This window comes from Paenibacillus sp. LPE1-1-1.1, from assembly GCF_040676435.1.
Classification (GTDB): domain Bacteria; phylum Bacillota; class Bacilli; order Paenibacillales; family Paenibacillaceae; genus Pristimantibacillus.
On record NZ_JBEGHY010000001.1, the window covers coordinates 852,241 to 873,256 of the forward strand.

The 21,016-nt window shown below is 50.5% G+C and carries 13 protein-coding genes; 3 read left to right on the top strand and 10 right to left on the bottom strand.

All coding sequences use genetic code 11. The features are described 5' to 3' along the window. Nucleotides 1-14: 14 nt before the first annotated feature. From MRBLPE1_RS03975 to MRBLPE1_RS03995, 5 genes are read right to left on the bottom strand one after another with little or no spacing between them, the layout of a single operon-like run. Nucleotides 15-650 carry a beta-mannanase gene (locus MRBLPE1_RS03975; protein WP_364141815.1) on the bottom strand — a complete coding sequence of 212 codons (636 nt, stop codon included), beginning with the start codon at nucleotides 648-650 and terminating at the stop codon, nucleotides 15-17. 22 nt (nucleotides 651-672) lie between these two features. Further along, nucleotides 673-1,959 carry a vWA domain-containing protein gene (locus MRBLPE1_RS03980; protein ID WP_364141818.1) on the bottom strand — a complete coding sequence of 429 codons (1,287 nt, stop codon included), beginning with the start codon at nucleotides 1,957-1,959 and terminating at the stop codon, nucleotides 673-675. 56 nt (nucleotides 1,960-2,015) lie between these two features. Continuing rightward, a complete protein-coding gene (locus tag MRBLPE1_RS03985; RefSeq protein WP_364141820.1) occupies nucleotides 2,016-4,442 on the bottom strand; it encodes a transcription initiation factor TFIID in 2,427 nt (808 codons plus the stop codon). 2 nt (nucleotides 4,443-4,444) lie between these two features. Then, entirely contained in the window at nucleotides 4,445-7,834 is a 3,390-nt protein-coding gene (locus MRBLPE1_RS03990; protein WP_364141822.1) for a tubulin-like doman-containing protein, read from the bottom strand. 24 nt (nucleotides 7,835-7,858) lie between these two features. Further along, nucleotides 7,859-9,637, bottom strand: coding sequence for a vWA domain-containing protein (locus tag MRBLPE1_RS03995; protein WP_364141824.1), 1,779 nt, complete (start codon nucleotides 9,635-9,637; stop codon nucleotides 7,859-7,861). A gap of 151 nt (nucleotides 9,638-9,788) precedes the next feature. Between MRBLPE1_RS03995 and MRBLPE1_RS04000 the strand changes: the two genes are divergently transcribed. From MRBLPE1_RS04000 to MRBLPE1_RS04010, 3 genes are all read left to right on the top strand, one after another. After that, on the top strand, nucleotides 9,789-9,944 hold the full coding sequence (locus tag MRBLPE1_RS04000) for a hypothetical protein (RefSeq protein ID WP_364141827.1): 156 nt from the start codon (nucleotides 9,789-9,791) through the stop codon (nucleotides 9,942-9,944). Then, complete coding sequence (locus tag MRBLPE1_RS04005) at nucleotides 9,941-10,894, top strand: hypothetical protein (protein WP_364141830.1); 954 nt, start codon at nucleotides 9,941-9,943, stop codon at nucleotides 10,892-10,894. The genes MRBLPE1_RS04000 and MRBLPE1_RS04005 overlap by 4 nt, the downstream gene beginning before the upstream one ends. A gap of 270 nt (nucleotides 10,895-11,164) precedes the next feature. Further along, nucleotides 11,165-11,518, top strand: a complete 354-nt coding sequence (locus MRBLPE1_RS04010) for a hypothetical protein (RefSeq protein WP_364141833.1) — start codon at nucleotides 11,165-11,167, stop codon at nucleotides 11,516-11,518. 125 nt (nucleotides 11,519-11,643) lie between these two features. Here MRBLPE1_RS04010 and nasC read toward each other — a convergent pair whose 3' ends face one another. The 5 genes from nasC to nirB (MRBLPE1_RS04035) all read right to left on the bottom strand — a co-directional run bounded on the left by nasC (nucleotide 11,644) and on the right by nirB (MRBLPE1_RS04035) (nucleotide 20,241). Next, nucleotides 11,644-13,785: an assimilatory nitrate reductase catalytic subunit NasC gene (gene nasC, locus MRBLPE1_RS04015; protein WP_414698828.1), complete on the bottom strand. Its 2,142-nt coding sequence runs from the start codon at nucleotides 13,783-13,785 to the stop codon at nucleotides 11,644-11,646. A 4-nt stretch (nucleotides 13,786-13,789) separates the two neighbouring features. After that, the gene (gene nirB, locus MRBLPE1_RS04020) at nucleotides 13,790-16,159 is read right to left on the bottom strand and encodes a nitrite reductase large subunit NirB (protein WP_364141835.1); all 2,370 of its coding nucleotides are present in this window, start codon (nucleotides 16,157-16,159) and stop codon (nucleotides 13,790-13,792) included. Nucleotides 16,160-16,260: 101 nt separating this feature from the next. Further along, nucleotides 16,261-17,439, bottom strand: a complete 1,179-nt coding sequence (locus MRBLPE1_RS04025; RefSeq protein WP_364144474.1) for an MFS transporter — start codon at nucleotides 17,437-17,439, stop codon at nucleotides 16,261-16,263. 32 nt (nucleotides 17,440-17,471) lie between these two features. Then, nucleotides 17,472-17,807 (bottom strand): nitrite reductase small subunit NirD, encoded by a 336-nt coding sequence (gene nirD, locus MRBLPE1_RS04030; RefSeq protein WP_364141837.1) that lies wholly within the window; start codon nucleotides 17,805-17,807, stop codon nucleotides 17,472-17,474. A 16-nt stretch (nucleotides 17,808-17,823) separates the two neighbouring features. After that, nucleotides 17,824-20,241, bottom strand: coding sequence for a nitrite reductase large subunit NirB (gene nirB, locus MRBLPE1_RS04035; RefSeq protein ID WP_364141840.1), 2,418 nt, complete (start codon nucleotides 20,239-20,241; stop codon nucleotides 17,824-17,826). Nucleotides 20,242-21,016 lie beyond the last annotated feature (775 nt).

Here is a 21,016-nt window from a genome sequence, read left to right on the forward strand (position 1 = left end):
GCGGTCTTCCTCCTTTATACTGAAATCAATTCGTATATTTGCCCGTAGGTGCGACCGTCGGTGAAAAACAATCGAATAAAATCCTGTTTGCCTATTTCGATGGGCGGCAAAACGTTTTTGCCTGCCGCAAAGGGGGCGACAAACGGATATAACATGCCGTCTTCTTTGTTCGCGGGATAACTTCCTTGCTTTTTAACGTAGCAAAGCACGTCCTTCGCGATCGGAACCTCAGTCGTCACTTGAATTTGAACCGTTTTGAATTTGCGGAACAAACCGCTTTTGTTTGAAACCGAATAATGGATTTTTGCCCTGCCCGCGCTGATCTCTATGCGGTTCTCGCGGCCAGGCTGAACAATTAGCTGCGGACCGTCGCTGCTTTCCCGGCAGGCATACACCGTAAAGACATAGATGCCGACGCCTTCTATGCGGCTGTGATAGCCGTTATTCGCTTTATACTCCGCCTTCGTATACAGCTTCAATTGCTCGCTGTTTCTATTGCTGTCCACTGCCTGTTCGGCAGCTGCTTTCCCAATGTATACCGCTTCTATGCCGCTTGGCCAAATCCAGCGCAGCGTGCAGCGGTCCTCCTCTATAACGCGAGTCAAGCCGCTGATGGCTGGAGAACCGTCCTCTGCATCCGTATACTGCATTTAAATCCGCCTCCCGCATCGTTTAAAATCCATGGCTGCGGCTATCCTTCGTTCGCTCTCCCATACCGGAGGAGGAACGGCCAGTGATGCCGCTTTTTCTTCCGCCTCCGCGCGTCTTAGGCGTGTTATTGTCCCGAATGGGAACAACCAGCGTGAATAATCCGATGATTGCCGCCAGCACGAGCACAGCCGCTAACCGGGAGAACGCGTCCGAGAGATGATCGCCGGACAAGCCGAAATCCAGGATAAAGCCTGCCAGCAAGCCGCCAACGATGCCGCCTGTCCCAAAGCTTACCGCCAAATGCCGATTATCGAACTGCAGTCCGAGCGACACGCCGATTGCCGCGCCGATAATGGCAAGCGATAATAGGCGAAGCAAGGTGTAAAAGCCGCTGTCCGCCGCCTTGCCCGTCCGCTCCGTAAGGAGCGTCTGCTTATCGAGCTTGTCGTAAATATTCTGGAAAACGAGCGAGATGCCGTTCGCTTCCGTCACGTCATAGTAGCTCCCGCCGGTTGAATCGGCTATATTTTGCAGCAATGCCGCTCCTCTGGCATCTACAACGCTGAGACCCACTGTGTTCACGGCAATTTGCTGCTCCCGGTAATCCGCGATTTGCTGCTCGATGCTGGATTCGCTAAAACCATCCGACAGCAGGATGACCATCGTGCCGCGTCCCCCGTTTTCTTTGCTCTTGATCGTCGCCATCGATTCCGCCAAAGCCATGCTAAAATCCGTTCCTCCGTTTGTCGGCTCGAGCGCATCGATCGCCGCATTGACTTGGTTCTTCTCGGCCTGCGTGCCCACGCTGACAAATGGCTGAAGCAGCTCCGCCGTATCGTTAAAAACGACCACAGCCACACGGTTATCGCTCTCCATATTGCCGATTAGCTGCTTCGCGGCAGAGTACCGCTCGTTATCCGGATCGGTCTCCAGCATGCTTCCCGAATTATCGATCGCAAGCACGATATCCTTCACTGGCTTCGCGCCGCCGAATTGAAGACCGTATAATAGCTGGACCAGCCCGCCAACAACAAAGAGCAGCGCCAGCGTTGCGGGTACGAGCAGCTTCCAGGATAAATCGGTATAGCGCTGACGCCACGAAGACCCGTTTAAGCGGGGCGATAGGAGTTCCGCGATCAGGCAGGCCAGACCTATGCACAAAGCGATGATTCCAAAATAGAGGCCGACAACGACAAAGCGGGGCCAACCCTCTGAAAGCATGCCCAGCACAAATTCGCCGATTGCAAATCCCAAAGCGCCTCCGATTAAACTGAACAATAGAAGAAGCAGATTTATTTTCCGCTGCATGATGAAGCACCCTTTCCGCTTGCTAATGGACCGCTGCAATGATCAATGTATGCCGGTCAGCGCAGCTCCGGCAGAAAGGCTGGATCCAGCGCATGAAATTCATACCCGTTCTGCAAGTAGGTTTCATAGTAAACTTTGCCGTTTCTGTAATACATCAAATCTTCTAAATGAAAGCCGCCCATTAAATTCAATTTTTCAACCCCGCTGCTGCGCTTCTCGTGCACGCAGCCCAGCTTATAGATGCGCGTCGTTTCATCAACGCCTAATGCAAAGCGGATAAACTCGCTCTCACGGTCACCGAACAAATACTTTTCCTCGTAACGATGCTCGTGGGTATAGTCGAGCAGCCGGATATTAATGGCCGCATTATCTTCAAGCGTCCGGTACAGCTGCTGAAACAGCTCATCTCTCGACAAAGCTTTACGGTTGCTGTAGGCCACGGAAACGTTCGCCCGAAGCAGCAGCTCCTCCTCGAAACTCTGATTGAACGGTTCTGTCGTTAGGATGTGCTTGCGGCAAACGTCGATCAATCGCTCTAAGAGGACAGTGTCCCCCTGCTCCGCCAGCTCGGCCGCGTTTCCTGCGAACCGGTCCTCGAACAGCACCGACTCGCCGCGCTTTTCTTCCAATTCCTTGATAACGCCTTCGGTGACGCGTCCGTAATACTCAAAAACATTTTGGCCGATATAATCATCAGAGAGGCGAATGCTTTGCTGGGATGCCGCTTTTAGCTCTCCCCCCAGCACATTCATACGCTGCACCTTCGCTTGGTAGCCCTCATGAAGCCGTTCCAGGGAGGCAACGATCCTTTGGTACACGGCAAGCTCTGTCTCCAGCCGCAGCAGCTGCCATTGTTGCTGATAGACCGTGTCCAAAAAGGCCCGAATAAAAGAGCGTACATTTTGCTTATCCATAAACGGCAGCCTTTGAAATTTCAGGTCCTCGACGCGTGCTTCACCGGTTCGGTCAAACTCCTCGACGGCAAGCGCGATTTCCCTCGCCAATTCGCGCATGCGTGCGCGTACCATGTTCAGAACGCTGCCATCCACATTCTCGTCGGTCCACTCGGACACCTGATAGAAGCAAATCCGCGGCTGCTCTTTGCTGCTTCGGGCAATGCTGCGCCGCAACTCCTCCGCCGCGTTCAACTCGCCCAGCCGTATAGCGGCTGCTTCGGTGAAATGCTTGCGGAAGAAAACTTTGCAGCCATCGCCGAACAAAGCTTCTTCCGCCTCACGCAGGGACATGCGGCGCAGCTGTTCAAAACGGATGCCGCTCGTTAAGAGACCCGTCATGTCAGCCAGCCTATCCTCTCCGGGAACGATTTGGGCAACCCTTGTCTCCAGCGCCGCGTCATCGAGTCCAAAAAACGCCTGCTTCTCCTTGCTTCCCAGCGCAGGCGCATTTTGCAGCCTTGCAGCGAACAGCTCGAACAAGTGATACAACACAGTCAATGCAATCGCGTAAGTTGGACGTTTCACCTTGGCCAGTCCGGCCGATACGAATCCTTGCCTTCCGGATTCAGCCATCAAGCTGTTACGGAAGGAAGAATTGTTATAGCTTCCGTCATTGGATTGAAGGAGATCATCCTTCCGTTTCCTGTTCTTCAGGAGCAGGATATGGCAAATCATCTCATAGTTATCCTGCATGCCGTTTAGAGACGTCATTCCCCGCTCGTTACGGTCGGATAACAGATAGACGAGATCAAATAACGGAGATGGCCTATGCTCGACCGGAATGGCGAGCCCGTCTCCCGTAACCTGCAGCATCGCGGAAAACGAATAATCCGGCCGCTGCATCCCCTCAAGCTCGCGCAGGAAGCTTATTCCCGCCGCGCCTGCATAACCGAACGTCTCCGACTGCTCCCGTTCATTAATCAGGGCGTACAAATCCATTTGCACGGATTTGAACAGCTGCAGAAAAATGGATTGCGCAAGCAGCGAAACTTCCGGAATAAGAATGTTCAAGGGATCATCCACCCTTGTAATAACGGCAAGGTGGAGCCGGTCGAAGGAGGCATACAAACGGCCATAATCCGCAATCGTGTCGCTGACCTGCCGCAGCGACCGGTTGAGCTCGATCAGATGTCGTCCCTCCTCGCGGAAGGCGGCTGCGATATCCTTGCGTACGGTCCGCTTGTCTCCTTGATTTGCAATCAGTCCTGTCAGCGCTGCATGGATGACCTTCGGAGCTGACCGGCTTTTGCCGCCCTCAGTGTAAGCCGGCGCCGTGCTGGCTGGCTGGCCTATCCCGGTGCCAGACGGACTTTCACCCGTTGATACATGCAGGTAAATTACACCGGCATTATTATCCCATTTCAGCTCGTTCGAACGCATCATCGGTTCAATCGCATGCCCCGCCTCTTCGCCAATGAACAGAAACACGGTTGGATAATGAATGCTGCTCTGATCATCCTCAAGACCTCTTAGCTTATGCTCGGCGGCCGAGTAATCGGCCGCGAATCGATCCAGCATTTCTCTCATATCTATTTCAACTTTCTGCGGATTTCGTTTAGTTTTGATGTCATTTCCTTATAGAACCGGTGCAGCTCTTCGCCGTTCGCCAGCTCCACCTTCTCATATTCGAGACGCTCGCGCGCATCCAGGAATTGGCCAAACAATTCTTCCAGCTTATTGAGCAGAAGCGTGGTGTCCTCCGTTGCCGTCAATTCCGTTACTCTGCGCGATGCTTTGCGCATAAGCGTGCTGCGGCTCTTCTCGTCAAGGCGGCGGAAGCTCCCGAACACCTCATGCTCGACATAGCTGCTGCTCTTCATTAGATTAGCGAAAGGCGACCAAGCTTCTTCCTCGGGATCCCGGTCATACACGTAAAGCGCGCCTTTCTTGCAAATCGTATCCGTATACAGTGCCTCGATAAATTGATCGAACCACTTCTCCTCGCCCTGATGGAGCAGGAGCAGCTGCTCAAGTTCGTCCGCTTTGGCCGAAATTGATTCGTATTTCGCCAGCTCCTCTCGGACAAGCCTTAGCTGCTCCGGCGAGCGGATCAGGTTTTCCTGTGCCAGCTCCTCCGAGAAGCTTCCGAATATATCTTTTGTCGATTGGAGCTCCAATCCTTCGGAAAGGAGGCGCTTAAGCTCTCCCAAAGCTCTTTTAACCTCGCCTAAATTCGGTTTTGGCGCATCCAGCTGCATATTGAAAGGCTTTAATAGATCCGAAAGCTGGAATGGCTTCGTGTAACGAACCGCATAGCGGCTGCTCGTGTTTTGGTCAATGCCCTTCTCCGTAATGATGCGGAAGCTTTCCGCTTTGGCAAATTCGGCGCGAACCCTTGCGTTATAGCTTTGCACGCGCGGATTGACGTACGTATCTCCCCAAGACTTTTCCGGGATTGGAGACGGCAAATACGTCCAATTGTTGCGGTCGGTTTGTACCAAGTGGCGGCCGATGCCTTCCTTATCCAGAATCGTCCGTTCATAGCTTTCCTCATATACCTTAAGCGGCGTATAAACGAACAGCGGCACGCCGTTTCTTGTATTCAGCCAGAAAATCCGGTTTTTGACTTCACTTTCCTTGATCGTGAAATGGGATTTGCCAATCGAGTTATTTTGGTAGTTACGAATGCCTCGCAAAATGCTGGGAGCTTGCACGGGCACCGATACAAATCCCCATGACGGCACATGCAAATTGCCCGAGCTGTTGCTTAGGTGGAATACCGGCACGGCTTCCTCGTCCAGCTTGCTTGCGATATGGCGCTCGACAAACTTCTCGATCGACTCGTCATTCCCGTACTTCATGACAAGAAACTCTTCCATCGACTTCGTAATGAGGTCGCCGAATTTATCGGTCAAAAATTCCGAGATCGAGCTGACGATATCGATTTCCTGTTCCTTCACCCATAGGTTGGAATGGTCGAGCAGCTCCTGCGTAAAGTCCCGGATCAGATCGTCGCCGTCCTTCTTGTCCATCAAACGGCTGATGACATCTGAAATATCAGGCACCCCGACGATATTCCAATAATACGTCTTGTTACCTTTATGGTCGGCCTGCTCCTCCCCGTTCGTGAGCAGATCGCCGTTTTTGGCAAAGATCGTGTTAAGCACGTTCAAGATCTCGGTAAACACGTTGTAGATTCGGTTGTTTTCGTTGTTAAGCAGCTGGTGCAAATCCTCGTAAAATTCGATTAACTGCTCCATGCGTTCCACGTCGGCATGCAGCCAGTACTCATTGATTTTCGCTTCGATATAGTTGTTTTTCTTCTTGTCCTTCGAGACGAACGCGCTCTTCGCGTCGCCCATGCGCTCTTCGGCTTGCTCTCTGGCCGCCTCGATTTCTCTCGGAAGCCGCAGCAATCCCTCGCGAAGCGTCTCGATATAAGAGAGCAGCATCTTCAGCAGGCAGAAGCCTTTCTCGGTATAAAGGAGCCGCGATACGTAGAACGGCCCCTGCTCCGGATGCAGGAACGTGCGGCGGATCTGGTCGGTAAATTGGCCGACGATTTCACCGGGAAGCTGTTTTTTGGCCTTAATGTATTCCTCGCGCGCGCGGGCCAGAAAGTTTTGCTCCAGCTCGGTATCCATATTCACCGCCTGCAGCTTCACGACGTTAGCGTAGTTAAGGCGCTCGCTGTTCTCAAAGCCGGGAAGCGGCTCCGGCACGCGTGAATCGAAAGTTTTCATCATCGTTTCGAGGTCGATGCCGAGCTTGCGCGCAAACTTCTCCACATCATCCTGGGATGGCGCCTTCTCGAACATTTTGTCCATCTTGTTGAACAGCCGGTAAGCCAAATAGGTCGTCATTTCCTCGATAGGCAGCACCGCCGATGAAGCCCCGATTATGTTGTAGTCGTAGTTAGCCGGGTACATCTTGTTCATTTGGGCGATATTCGTCCGGATATTGCTGATATAGTCATGGATAGCGAATTCCTCGCCGGATTGTTTCTCCTCGCTCGAAATGAAGTTCGTAATGTTCTCTGCCGTTACGTTCATGCAGTAATCGTACGCATTTTCGAGCAGCTTGCCCTCCGCATTGGTGGCAGAGATGAGATGGCAGAGATTGAACGGCGGAAGCGGCGAATTAACGGACAGTATGCTGCCGTACTGCTGCTTGAACCGTTCGCCCCGACTGTCCACGTTCATCCAATAGTCCAATTCCTTCAGCGCTGCATAGCCGTTCTTCTTAATGTACTCGCGCGTATGGTCGCTCAAGCTTTTGTTCGAAAGGTTGATGTCCGGCGTAAACAAGTAGCCCAGTGTGTTAACCCTGTCGATGCCTGCAGCCCCATGGTCGCGCTCGATAATGCCTCGGACGATATATGAAATATCAAGGAAGCAGCCGCTGCCCGTTCCGCCCGATAAGCCGGTGAGCAGAAACACCATCAGCTTCTTGTTCGTGCCAACAGACAGCGTTTTGATTTTTTTGTCGATGCTTTGCACGACTTGGTTGATTTTCGTAAACAGCAGCAGCCGTCCTGCCTGCCGAACGCCTGCCGCGCCGTTCATCCCATCGGTGATGCTCAGCTCCGGGGAGAGCCAATCGGTAATGTACGGCTCCAAAATACTGCGGTTTTGCAGCAATCCTCCCACCTCGGCGTTGGACAGCAGTACGAACTCATTGATCGGATCGAGGCCGATGCCTTTATACTTTTTATTGCGATCCTGCTCATTCGTTTCAAAAGCTAGAAATTCCACATTGTCAGGCTTATCGCGTTTTCTCTTCGAGATCGGATCCTCCGGCAGTTTAAAGCGGCGGTTAATCTGGTATTTTAGGCGCAGCAGCGCATCAATGCCGGTACCACCAAGTCCAATGATCAAAATCGGGTTATCGATGGTGTCCACCCGGATTTTTTCGCTGACAATGCCTCCGCCCAGCGAAACGTCAAGCTGCTGTATATGTTCTCTTACGATCGGTTTCATGGTTTATTCCCTCCAGGGCTCTATTTATACGAGATATTCGATAAAAATCGTTTTGTCCACTTGCTTGAGCGAAACCGTAATGCGGTCTCCGCTCTTCATTTCCAATTCGCGGGTCGCATCGACTGCACGCCCCGACTTCTCGATCGTGCTAGAGGAGCCGTTCTGCAGAATGATGCGGTCATTGCTCCCTGGTTTAAAGACGACTTTCTCCGTTTCCTTCAGCTCTGGCGCCAGCTGCAGCAGTTGGTGAAGCAGCAGCTTGCCCTTGAAGGCGGACAGCTTCTTGTACTGCGGCGATGTTTTGTCACCCGTGTTCTCGTCCCGGATTTCTATGACAAGCTGACCGACAAAGCCGCGGTTCGCTTTTTTGAGAACCCGCAAAAGGAAATATGCCGCTGCGAGCAATACGGCCAAACCTAACGCGCCTAGAATAACAGGTACGGTCGGGAATGGCTTCTTAGCTTCGCCTGCGGGTTCGGTCGGGGCCGTTTGACCCGTTCCGCCTGCCTTTGCCGTTATCGTCACCGCATCGGTTTCACGGAAGAAGCTTTCCTCCTCCGCTTTTACTTTGATCTCATAATCATGCTCGTCTTCAATCTTGTACGTTCCCTCGAAATGATCGCCAGCGTTTTCCATCGGTACTTCCTTGGTTGTGCCTGCGTCCAAATCCTTAACGAGCAAAACCGCGTTCATGTTGCTGTATTGCGCTTCATCCTTCAGCTTTTGTCCGCCGCTGACCAAGTAAGAGCTGAATTTCACGGAATCGCCCTTCGAGTAAGCCGTTTTGGCAAGTGGGTCCATGGCCAAACTCAAATCATAGTTAAAGATGAGATTGATATCGATATTATCGCGTTTCACGCCTTTTACCTGCAGCGTCCAATCGCCCTCGCTTGGCTTTAACAGCTTAATCAAGGAATAGCTCTTCGACTTCGACAGCAGAATTTCATCCGATGGAATAGAAACGGCATTGCCGGATGGGTCAATCAGCTTGGCCTCGACGGGCTGCGAAGACATGATGGAAATGTTCGCTTCCAATACATTCGAGTTGGGAACGTTAATTTTCACGTTTTGAAAACTTCCGTCCGCGGTAATCGAATCAACAGGTACGACGTTTAACTCGAGATGGCTGGCAAAAATCTCGCTAAGGATCTGCGGCAGATCATCCGCCGAGTTGGTCGAGAACGATTTGCCCCCGGTCAGATCCGAAAGCTCGGCCAACGCTTCCTTATTTAATTTCCCGTCCGCATTCAACCCAATCGTGTAGATCGGTACATCGTTGTCATTCGCTTCTTTAATGGCTTTCTCCATGTCGGCGTCGGACTGGGCCTTTGTACGTCCTGATTCTTCATTAAAGTCGTTATTGCCGTCGGCCAGCAAAATAATCATCGGCTCATGGCCCGGGTCAGCCCCGTCATCCAAAATTTGCACGGCTTCCTTCACTCCGACGGATACGTCGGTATAGGCGCCGCGGTTCAATTGGTCAATGAAGCCCTTCAAATTCTCTTTATCCGCTGACGACTGGATTTCAAGCAGCGCCTTCTCGCGCTGTATCTCATCGGTATAGGCTACGATGCCGACCCGGTCGCCCGTTGTCGAGAGCATGTCGATGAACATCTTCATCGCTTCGTTGCCGATTTTGCCCGGATCGCTTGCGCTCATGGAATGACTGACATCGAGCACCAGCACCGCGTCGATTTGAGAAGCTCCCTGCGCCGCATTCACTGTGGAATAACTGCCGAAAGGCAGCAGAAGAACGGCGGAAGCGAATAGTAGTTGTCGTGAAAAACGTTTAAGTCGGATCATTTTTGTACTCCTTTGCAATGGGACGAACGGATCTATCCTGGTAGTCCTATAGTCACTGTTAGTTACTGCTCCCAGTAAAATGGTATACTATAAATTAAGTATACCTGATAGATTTCCACAAATCACTTTTACTGTAAGAGAGGAACAGCATATGGTTACATACGTCAGTCTCGGGCTATTGTTTCTTTTTGTCATGATCAGCATCTTCAGCTACCGCTCGCGCCGGAGAAAGGCCCCCTCTCCAGAGCAGTTGAACAAGCTGGTCTTTTCTATTCTAAAAAGCAGCGGGCAGCGTGATCGCGAATGACGATGAAGCTGCCGGTACGGCTTACTCCCTATATTAAAACACGCTATCCTTACAATAAGCTTAAAATTTGCCGCCGTTGCAATTATTTTACCGTACTGGGTGAATCGGAATGCCCTGTATGCGGCAAATTCGCCCTGCAATCGGCAGAGGAACGGGCCGCCTCGGTGCTGCGCCGCTCGTTCTGGAGATCAAGACTCATCGTACTCTTCATTACTATTGTAGGTTTAGTGCTGAGCGGGTCTGCGATGCAGACTGCCCTGCTTGCAATAGGGGGCACGGCGCTGCTCGCTCTATTATGGACGATGCAGGGACGGTCGAACCCTGCACTTTTGCGCTTGGAACTTGAAAAATTATTTCACAGAGAGGCTTACACCCTCATAGCCGGCCTCGCCAATGACCGGGAAACCGCCATTGCCGTGTTTCATAACGGCGATAAACCGCTCGCTTACGAAATGCTGCGCGAAATCGGGGCGCTCGTTCATACCGACCAGCTTCGGATCGAGCAAATCCTGCTGCTTCAGTCGTTTGTGCTGCGCAAGGATATGGACCTCATGCTGGAACCGCTGCTGATGGACCATTTCAATCCCGATCTAGTCGAATATATCGGAGAGCTTGCAAAGATCAGGCGAGACCTGCTCAAGGAAAATGCTTTCCGGTATATTTTGCTTTATGAAGCGCAAATTTTGAAAATGGAGCATGGCGAGAGCATTCTAATCGGCGTTGCCGGCGCCGCGGTCCGTATGAAACGATACCTTACGCTTTATCCTTATTTGGTTCTGCGTTATGCGCGCAAGCTTCCCAAAGACCGTTTTCTGCGGCTTTACCGCATGATTCAAAGCAATCCAAAATCAACCTTCGGCCCTTTATACGAAGAGGTTATGAGTGTTTACAACGAGAGATATAAATGGGATGAGGACTTTATTCAAACCCATAATGAACGGAGCCAATAAAAGAACCCTAAATATTCCGGAAACTTTATTTCTAAGTCTCTTAAATAGTCATATGACATTGAAATACTGTTACGGTCACAAACACACAAACAAGCTGCTCCAATCAAACATAATCTACACTATACTCCATCGTGAGCATGTTTATGGAATAAGGGCGGCCTCTACTGAATGAGAGATTGAAATGAAGCAGTTATTTTGCGGGCCTGCCTTATCTTACTAGCTAATGGAAATTAGCGAGGAGACATCATAGAGCAAAGGAACGTGGTAAACGTGAAGCGAAAGAAAAGAGTCCGTACAAGCGAAGTTCTTCCTGCTGCAAGCGAACCAATCAGCGATCCCGACATGTTGGCACCCGCAGAACTCCCTTCTGCACAATCGTTAGAAAGCGAAAACAAGGCGCCGTCACGCTTCTCCGGCTTTGACGGAATTATGTCAATCATGGGGAAAGTCCAACAATTTTGGGGCATCTTTCAACAAATACAGCCTGCATTCAAAATGGTAGGATCATTGATGGGCCCGAAAGCATTTGTATCTAGCATGCCCAGCAAGAAAACAAGAGTGAAAAGTAAAACGTCCCGCAAAAGATCACGGCTGGACGCAGCCCGCCGCCTTAAATCAAAGTAACCGGGCATCGAGAAGAAACGTTTATCGGTGACCTCATGCCGTTTCATTCCCGCGATGCACAGAAACCCCAAAGGACTAGGTCCCTTGGGGTTTCGGCTTTTCACTTTCACCATTCGAAGTCTCTTCTACATCGATTCGACAAGGGGCTTTGCGTTAACCGCACATACTTTAAACCCCGGCATTTTGCAGGTCGGATCGAGCGCTTGATTCGTAATTTTGTTGACATTTTGGATATCGCCCCAATGCATGGGTACAAATACCGTATCCTCACGAATCTCCCTCGTCACTTTGCTTCGGACGACGATGCTTCCCCGCTTCGATTCCAGCTTGATCAGCGAGCCGTCCTCGATCCGGTATTTTTGTGCCGTCTTCGGATGAATTTCCATAAAGGATTCAAAGCTGCGCGCCGCCAGCGTATGGCTCCTCCGGGTTTGAACGCCCGTCAAATATTGCGAGAGCACCCGGCCGGTTGTCAAATAGAGCGGGAACTCCCCGCTGACCTGCTCCGCAGGAAAATGGTTTTCTACCGCAACGAGCTCTGCCTTGCCTCCGGGATGCGCGAACGCCGTTTCGAATAATCGCTTCTCTCCAGGGTGGTCCAGGCTTGGACAAGGCCAATAAACCCCTTCTTCCTTCCGCAGCCGATCATAAGTAATGCCGTAATAATCAGCAATCCCCCCTCGGCTAGCAATCCGAAGCTCCTCGAAGATTTGTTCCGCGGCCGTATAGGAGAAATACCACTCTTTCCCGAGAGCCTCGGCAATGCCGCAAAGAATTTCCCAATCATGCTTCACTTCATCCGTAACTTCCCGGCTCGCTTCCCGTAATAGGACACGCCCTTCTAGGTTCGTTAAAGTCCCTTCGTTCTCCAAATACGAGGAGGTCGGTAAAATCAAGTCCGCCATTCGTGCCGTCTCCGAGAGGAACATGTCGGCCACCACCAGGAATTCCAGCTTACGCAGTCCCTCCTCCACAAAGTTGGCGTTCGGATTGGACACAATCGGATTGGAGCCCATGACAAACAGCGCACGAATTTCCTCTTCATGGATTTTTTCCATCATTTCATAGGCTGAGACGCCTTTTTCAGGCAATTCTTCGGGCAGCACACCCCATACTTCAGCAATATAGGCGCGATCAGCCGGATTTTCAATCAACCTGTAGCCTGGCAGCTGATCAGCCTTTTGCCCATGCTCCCTGCCTCCTTGGCCGTTTCCTTGCCCGGTAATCGCTCCGTAGCCGCAGCCTTCCTTCCCGATCTTCCCGGTAATCAGAACCATATTCAGGAAATTGCGCACAGCCATATACCCGTCCGTCTGCTGCTCTACTCCCCTTGCGGTAAACACCATGCCGGTTGCCGCTTTGCCAAACACTTCAGCAGCCCCGCGAATTTGCTCGAGCGGAACTCCCGTAATGTCAGCGATATCGTTTAAGTCAACACTCGCCAGATGCTCCTTCAACTCGCTAAAGCCTTTCGTCCGTTCTTTGGCAAAAGCTTCATCCACATAACCATCGTCCACGATCACTTTTAACATGCCGTTGACCAATGCGGCATCCATTCCCGGTTTCACCTTTAAATGAAGATCCGCAAGCTCGGTCGTACCCGTGTTGCGAGGATCAATCGCGATGATGAATGACCCGTTCTCCTTCGCCCGCGTGAAATAAGGCATAAGCGTAGGCTGGCATTCCGCAATATTCGTCCCCGCCAGTATAATGCAGCGTGCCATTGGAATGTCGGACAGCTGGTTCGTCAAGCCGCGGTCCATTCCAAATGCCTTATTGCCGGCCGATGCCGCTGCCGACATACAAAAACGCCCATTATAATCGATATATTTGGTCCGCAGCGCGACCCGCGCGAATTTCCCAAGCAAATAAGCGGATTCATTGGTAAGTGATCCGCCGCCGTATACTCCTATGGCATTGCTGCCGTATCGCTGCTCCGTTTGCGTGAAATTGGATTGTATGAGCCGATAGGCTTCCTCCCAGCTGACTCTAACGAATTCCCCATTGACCTTAGCCATTGGAAAGGCGAGACGTTCGCCGCTGAGGGCATGCTGATATGCGTTCATCCCTTTGATGCATAGCCGCCCTTCCGAAGCCGCGTTGGGCTTTGGAAGAACGGTATAGGTATTGCGTTCCTTGCCGAAATGCTCCACGATTTGCATTTTACACTGCACGCTGCAAAAAGGACATTGCGTATCCATGACATGATCATGTCCGGCAGCTGCTTCGAGTTCAGGGTTATCGGTTAGTGCCTTTAATGGTTTCATCTGATCACCTTATCACTGCAGCTGTCGGCTGCTGATTTGCTTGCTCTGGCGAAGCTGCGAGCTTCTCCTCCATGCGGTTTCCTAATAATTTCAAGAGAAACGGATCGAACAGCGCTTCCCTGATTTGCAGCAGACCCATTCGTTCAATCCATTGCGACAACCGTTCCGCGAAATGTCCGGTTTCCCTGTAATATTGAAGGAAGGCAGCCGCAAGCGTCAGCAGTTCCTCATCCGTTGCAGCCGTACAAAGCAATTGTCCCGCCTTTACCAGCCTTTCGCCGCTGCCGCCGACATACATTTCCCAGCCGCCAGGCACCCCAACGATCCCGATATCCTTCGACAGCGAAGCCGCGCGGTCGTGCGGGCTTGCCGATACGCCAATCTTTATCTCTTGCGGCAATTGCGCCCGCTCCAGCTTCTTCTCCAAGGCAACGCCGAGAGCGATGGAATCCTGCATCGCGTCGGCTGCAAAGCTGATGCCGCTGCATGTTCCTACGCCGCTTATGGTCTTCCCGTATGACGGTCCGCTATCCGTCATTGCCAATCCCGATCTGACGGCAGATACATCCGCTGCCGCAATACCGAGCAAGCCAAGCTGCGGACCTTCCAGCAGCTTCACAACAGGAATGCCGTATTTGTCGACAAGGTCAGCGATTTGTCTCAGCTGATCCGCGGTTGTTAGGCCTCCGTACATTTTCGGCATAACCGCATAAGTACCGTCGGCTTGCATGCCTGCCGGTTTATTCGCAGCTGTATTTAGTACGGATGTGCCGTGAACCCCTGCATAATAATCCAGCGCGGGACGGCATGTTTCACACCCTGTCTCCGTTTGCCAATCCAATGCGGTCATGATTTCAGCCGTATCGGCAAAACGCCGGTTCTGAATTTCAATCATCAGCTCATCATGGCTAAACGACGTGCAGGCACAAACCGTTTCTTTCTCCGCGGTCTGACCGAAGCCGTGTAGATGCACATAATCCAAGATGCTGCTCACCATCGTTTTACAGCTGCCGCAGGAGCTGGATGCTTTTGTGCATTTTTTTACTTCATCCACCGTTTGCAAGCCTTGCTCTTCGATAGCCTGCATAATTGTCCCTTTGGTTACTCCATTGCAGGAGCAGACCAGTTCCTTATCGGACATGGCCGCGATTGCGGCAACCCCCGATTCCTGGCCGCGCGCGCCGGCTCCGTTCATTTCCTTCTCATAGACGGAGATATCCGTCTGCTGCTTAATCATTCCTAAGAGTTTCGTGCCCTCGCTGATCTCACCAAACAGAACCGCGCCTACAATCTTATTATCGCGTATGACGATTTTTTTGTACGTGCCGCGGATACCGTCGATCCATTTCAACGACTTGACTTCGTCGCTGTCCATAAATTCACCGGCCGAGAATACGTCTACGCCCGAGACCTTCAGCTGCGTCGCAAGCACCGAACCGTGATAGCCTTCATTTTCCACACCGCAGATGGTTTTCGCGAGCACCTTACCCTGCTCATAAAGTGGTGCAACGAGGCCGTATACAATGCCGCGATGCTCCGCGCATTCGCCTACCGCATATACGTTCGGCACGCTCGTTTGCATGTAATCGTTAACGACGATCGCGCGGTTGGTTTCGATCTTGCCATCCTTAGCCACCTGCACATTTGGTCTGACGCCTACGGCCATGACAAGCAGATCCGCATCCGTTTTCGTGCCGTCCTTGAACTTCAGCCCGACCACGCGGCTCCGTCCGATAATTTCTTCCGATTGCTTCTCGAGCAAAAAACGCATCCCTTGCTTTTCGAGCTCCTTCTGAAGCATTTTGGCGGCCGTTCGGTCAAGCTGCCTTTCCATGATACTGTCAAAAATATGAACGACATCGACCTTCATGCCGAGGTTCAATAATCCCCGGGCCGCCTCGAGTCCAAGCAAACCACCGCCGATAACGACGGCCTTTTCATAGTTTTTCGAGGTTTCGACCATCGTTTCGCAATCGCGGATGTCCCGAAAAGCGGTGACGCCTTGTTTATTCGCTCCCGGCAACGGCAGCATAAAGGGCAAGGAACCCGTAGCAAAGATCAATTCGTCATAGTTAACGCTCTTCCCAGATTCGGTCATGACTTTCTTGCGGTCAACATCCACATTCGTTACGGTTTCGTTCGTAAAAAGCTGGATGTGATGGTCTTTATACCACTGCCAGTCATTGATCGTGATATCTTGGATGGTCGTATCGCCCTGAAGCACCTTAGACAACAAAATACGGTTGTAGTTAGGATGAGGCTCTTTGCCGAAAATCGTAATTTCAAAAGCATCCCGATCGATGTTTAAAATTTCTTCGACACAGCGAACGCCCGCCATCCCGTTTCCGATCACAACTAATTTTCTTTTCGCCATCATTAAACCTCCAATTAAATTGAAACGGCTGCCGTCTTTTTTAGAAGAACCGTTCCGTTTGCATTTCCGGTTTTCCGGCTTGCACTGCAGGTGCCGGGCAACTATGCGGAATACTCCATGTTTTTCTGGACTCCCGTTGGTTTCGGCCTCAGTGCGGAATAATTAAGGATTAAGCATGCCAGGGCGAAAATAACCATAAAAATAAATCCTAAGTTGTATTGGCCGGTCGCGTCCTTGACGATACCGAGCACGATCGGAGGAAAAAACCCGCCGATGCCCCCCGCTGCGCCAACAATGCCCGTAACCGCTCCCGTATTCCCTGAAGATACTTCAGGCACCATTTTGAACACGGCCCCGTTGCCTAATCCAAGAAGCAAAGAAATGAACAAACATAAAGAGCTGAAAGCGACGAAATGATCCAGCGTTATAGACAAGACAAGCGCAGCGGCCAATATCCCGAAAAAGACAACCGTGAGTATATTCTTGCTGCCGAACCGGTCTGCCAGATAGCCGCCCGCCGGCCGAATCAACGTAGCCGCCAAGACGAAACCGGCAGTTCGAAGACCTGCGTCGAAAGCGCTCAACTGAAATAGATCTTTAAGGAGGGTTGGCAGGTAAACGCTGAAAGCAACGAAACCGCCAAAGGTCAGAAAATAAAAGAACGACAAACGCCAAGTTGCTTTATCCTTCATAACGGACAAGGATTGTTTCAAGGTTTTGGGTTCGGCCGGCTTTGGCGCATCCTTGGTAAAGGTATGAAACACCAATGCCATAACCGCTATTCCGATTGCCAGGCTAAAAAACACCCAAGATATGCCGTACGACGTTGAAATCGAGGGAAGCAGGAAATTCGCTCCCGCTCCCCCCAAATTGCCTAGGCCGGCAATGCCCAGAATAAATCCTTGGCGCTGCGGCGGATACCATCTGGACACAAAAGTCAAAGAGATAGCAAAGGTGGTGCCCGCCATGCCGATGAATAAGGCGCATATCAACATCATAACGTAAGAATCCGCGAATCCTGCCGCAACCATAGGCAGAATCAAGAACAGCATCGTGAGCGTGAACACTTTCCTGCCGCCGTGGCGGTCCGTTAGAATACCCATCGGAATCCGCATGATCGAGCCGAGCAATACGGGGGTTGCAATCAATATGCTCTTTTCCAGCGTACTCAGGTTAAATAGCTCCTGAATCTGTCCTGCAATAGGCGGAAATACCGACCAGATCATGAATGATACGGTCATCGCGACCGTTGAATAGATAAGTGCTTTTGTTTGATTCATTGCCATTGGCCCAATCTCCCCGAATGATTTCCTTAGGATGCTTTATAAGCTGTTTCTTCCACATAAAGAAATAAGTCGCCGCTCTCAGGATCTGCTTCCACCTTGAAGGAAACGACGCAGCCTTCATCCGGCTCCTGTACCTGTCCGTCCTTCAGATTGATTTTCCAATCATGCAGCGGGCAAAAAACATGATGGTCGCAAACGATTCCTTCGGAAAGCTTGCCGCCTTTATGCGGGCATTTATTTTCAATCGCTTTGATTTCACCGTTCGAAAGTTTGAATAATGCAATTTCCAAATCTCCGATGGAGATTACTCTTGAGCGCATGCTCTCGATTTCCGAAATATGGCCGATTTTAACTTGTTTCATGCTGATGACACCCTTTCTAGTTCATTGTGGGAATAGGTAGATTTTCGAATGTTGTGCGCAATTTATCAGTTTCCACAATTTCTTTCCATGGATCTTGTGTCAGGCTGAGCGCCAGTTCAATCCGTTCGACGAGTGCCAATCGGTCTTCTTTCTTCTCCAAGGCAGCTTTAATCGTATCCAGGCCGACTCTTTCAAGCCATTCCGCAGTACGTTCGTTATATTTGCCGGTTTCACGGTAATACTGCATGTAGGCTCCCGTCCATTCCAGAACCTCTTCTTCCGTCTTCACCTTAACGAGCAGGTCGGTGACTCTTACTTTCGTACCGCCGTTTCCGCCGACATGAATTTCCCATCCGCCGTCGATTGCAACGACGCCAAAATCCTTGATCGTCGCTTCCGCACAGTTACGAGGGCAGCCGGATACGGCCATCTTAAATTTCGCCGGTGTGCTCAAACGTTCGAAGCGCTTCTCCATTTCGATCCCCATGGCCATCGAATCCTGCGTTCCGAATCTGCAGAACGTCGATCCTACGCATGTTTTAACCGTACGAAGCGTTTTACCGTATGCGTAACCCGACGGCATGTCGAGATCCGTCCACATCGAAGGCAAATCTTCCTTCTTAACGCCCAGAAGGTCGATCCGCTGTCCGCCTGTAATTTTTACTAGCGGCACTTCATATTTCACCGCTACTTCGGCAATTTTCTTCAGATCCTGCGGTGTCGTTACCCCACCGTAAATTCTCGGAACAACAGAGTACGTGCCGTCCTTCTGAATATTGGCATGATTTCTTTCGTTAACGAATCTCGATGCACGCTCGTCTTCGTGCTCCTCCGGCCACACCATGCCGAGGTAGTAGTTCAACGCCGGACGGCATTTGGAGCAGCCTTCCGGATTGTTCCAATTTAGTACGTGCATAACTTCCTTCGAAGTCGTTAATCTCATCTCGCGGATACCGTCAACCACTTCATCACGGCTAAGCGTCGTACAACCGCAAATGCCTTCCTTGACCGTTTTCACGCCGTCCGCGCCAAGTACATACGTCAGCACATCTGCAATTAGCGGTTTACAGCCGCCGCAGGAAGCGGAAGCTTTCGTGCACGCTTTAATATCATTGACGCTCGCGCATCCTTTTTCATTGATCGCCGTTACAACTGCTCCTTTGGAAACGCCGTTACATCCGCAAACTATTTCATCATCGCTCATCGAGGCAATCAAATCAGCGTTGGAAGGAGCCGATCCGCCCGAGCCGAGCAATATTTCTTTTTCTTTCCCCGTTACATCCTCGCCGCTGCGGATCATGGAGAACAGGCGCGCGCCATCGCTTATATCGCCGAATAATACAGAGCCGACAACCTTGCCGCCCCGAATGACGACTTTCTTGTATACGCCGCCGAACTCATCCTGCACACGAACAGCGCGTGTATCAACATCATCCAAGTATTGACCCGCCGAAAACACATCCACACCCGAAACCTTCAGCTTCGTAGAAACGACGGAACCGTGATAGCCGTCCGTTTCTAGGCCCGCCAGTTTCTTGGCAAGCACGGCGGCTTGCTCGTACAATGGCGCGACTAGTCCGTATGAAATGCCGCGGTGCTCCACGCATTCGCCAACCGAGTAAACATTCGGAATATTCGTTTCCATGAAATCGTTGACGAGAATCCCGCGGTTAACTTCAATGCCGCTCTTCTTAGCCATCGCCATGTTAGGTTTAATGCCGACTGCCATAACCAGAAGATCTGCAGACTCTTCGGAGCCGTCCGTAAATCTAAGGCCAGTTACCCGCTCTTTCCCTAAAATCTTCTCTGTATGTTTGCCGAGAAGGAATTTCATGCCTTGCTCCTGAAGTTCCTTCTGCAGCATGAGCCCAGCCGTTTCGTCCAGCTGTCTGTTCATCAGAATTTTGTTGCTATGAATGACGGACACTTCCATATTCAGATTCAGCAGTCCCCGCGCTGCTTCTAGTCCCAGCAAACCGCCGCCGATAACAACCGCTTTTTTGTACGTTTTCGCCGTCTCCATCATCGTTTCGCAATCTTTAATGTCGCGGAATGCGATAACGCCTTTTTTGTCCGCGCCTGGCAGCGGAAGCATGAAAGGCAGCGAGCCGGTTGCAATAATGACATCATCGTAAGGTACTTTAATGCCGCTTTCCGTGCTTACGATCTTACGTTTTGTGTCGATGCCGCTTACCGTATGCCCTGCGTGGAGGATAATATTGTTTTCTCTGTACCAGTCCCAACTATTGATAACAATGTCATTCATATCCGCATCGCCTGCTAGAACAGATGACAACATGATTCGGTTATAGTTCGGATGAGGTTCGCTTCCGAAGATGGTAATGTCATACCGGTTCGGGACCAGCTTCAAAATCTGTTCGATACAATTTACACCCGCCATACCGTTACCTATCAAAACCAGCTTCTTCTTCATCCCATTCACACTCCTAAATAGTTAAGCATCATAAATCAGACCATTAATCACTAAGATAAGCTATCAAACTTACGTCATATTTACTAACATCAAATTCCTTAACACTAATTTACCGCATTTTGCCGAATATCTCAATGGTTTTTTGTGAGGTAATTTAACATTTATAATAAAATAGCGTATGAATTTTATTCCTAACGTTCTAATGTTCGTGTTTTCGGCTTTTTTTCACTATGAAAACGTTTTAAAATGTAAATCGATTCCAGTTGAAACGAAGTTAAAGTATTCAAATTTCTGATGTGTTACTTTACTTCCCATATCTTTTGGCCGAGCTTTAATGAAATGCTGCTCTTTTTTCACTTCAACGAAAAAAAGCGGCGAGTATTGCTGAACAAAAAAAAGGTGTTCCCTTTTGTTGGAAACACCTTTTACCCATTCCCGATCCATCGGTTTTGAACATCGATTATATTAACTTTCAAATGGTTATGATTCTAGCAGCGGATTAGAAACAAATAGATCATGCGTGAAGCCTTTTATGATTTCCAATACCGTTCATCCCCAACGAATGCCTCATTAAGTTTACTTATGCAATCGTCTTCGGCCTTGCTATAATTAGCCACAGACAGCATCCCTGCAATAATGAACAATAATTTCATCTAAACCACTCCTCATCATCTATTAGCTAATAAATACTTTGCGTCAAATTATATGACACTTAAATCTAGTTATTTTCTTACGGAATTGTTTTATATGTCACATAATATAACACCGTAACTTT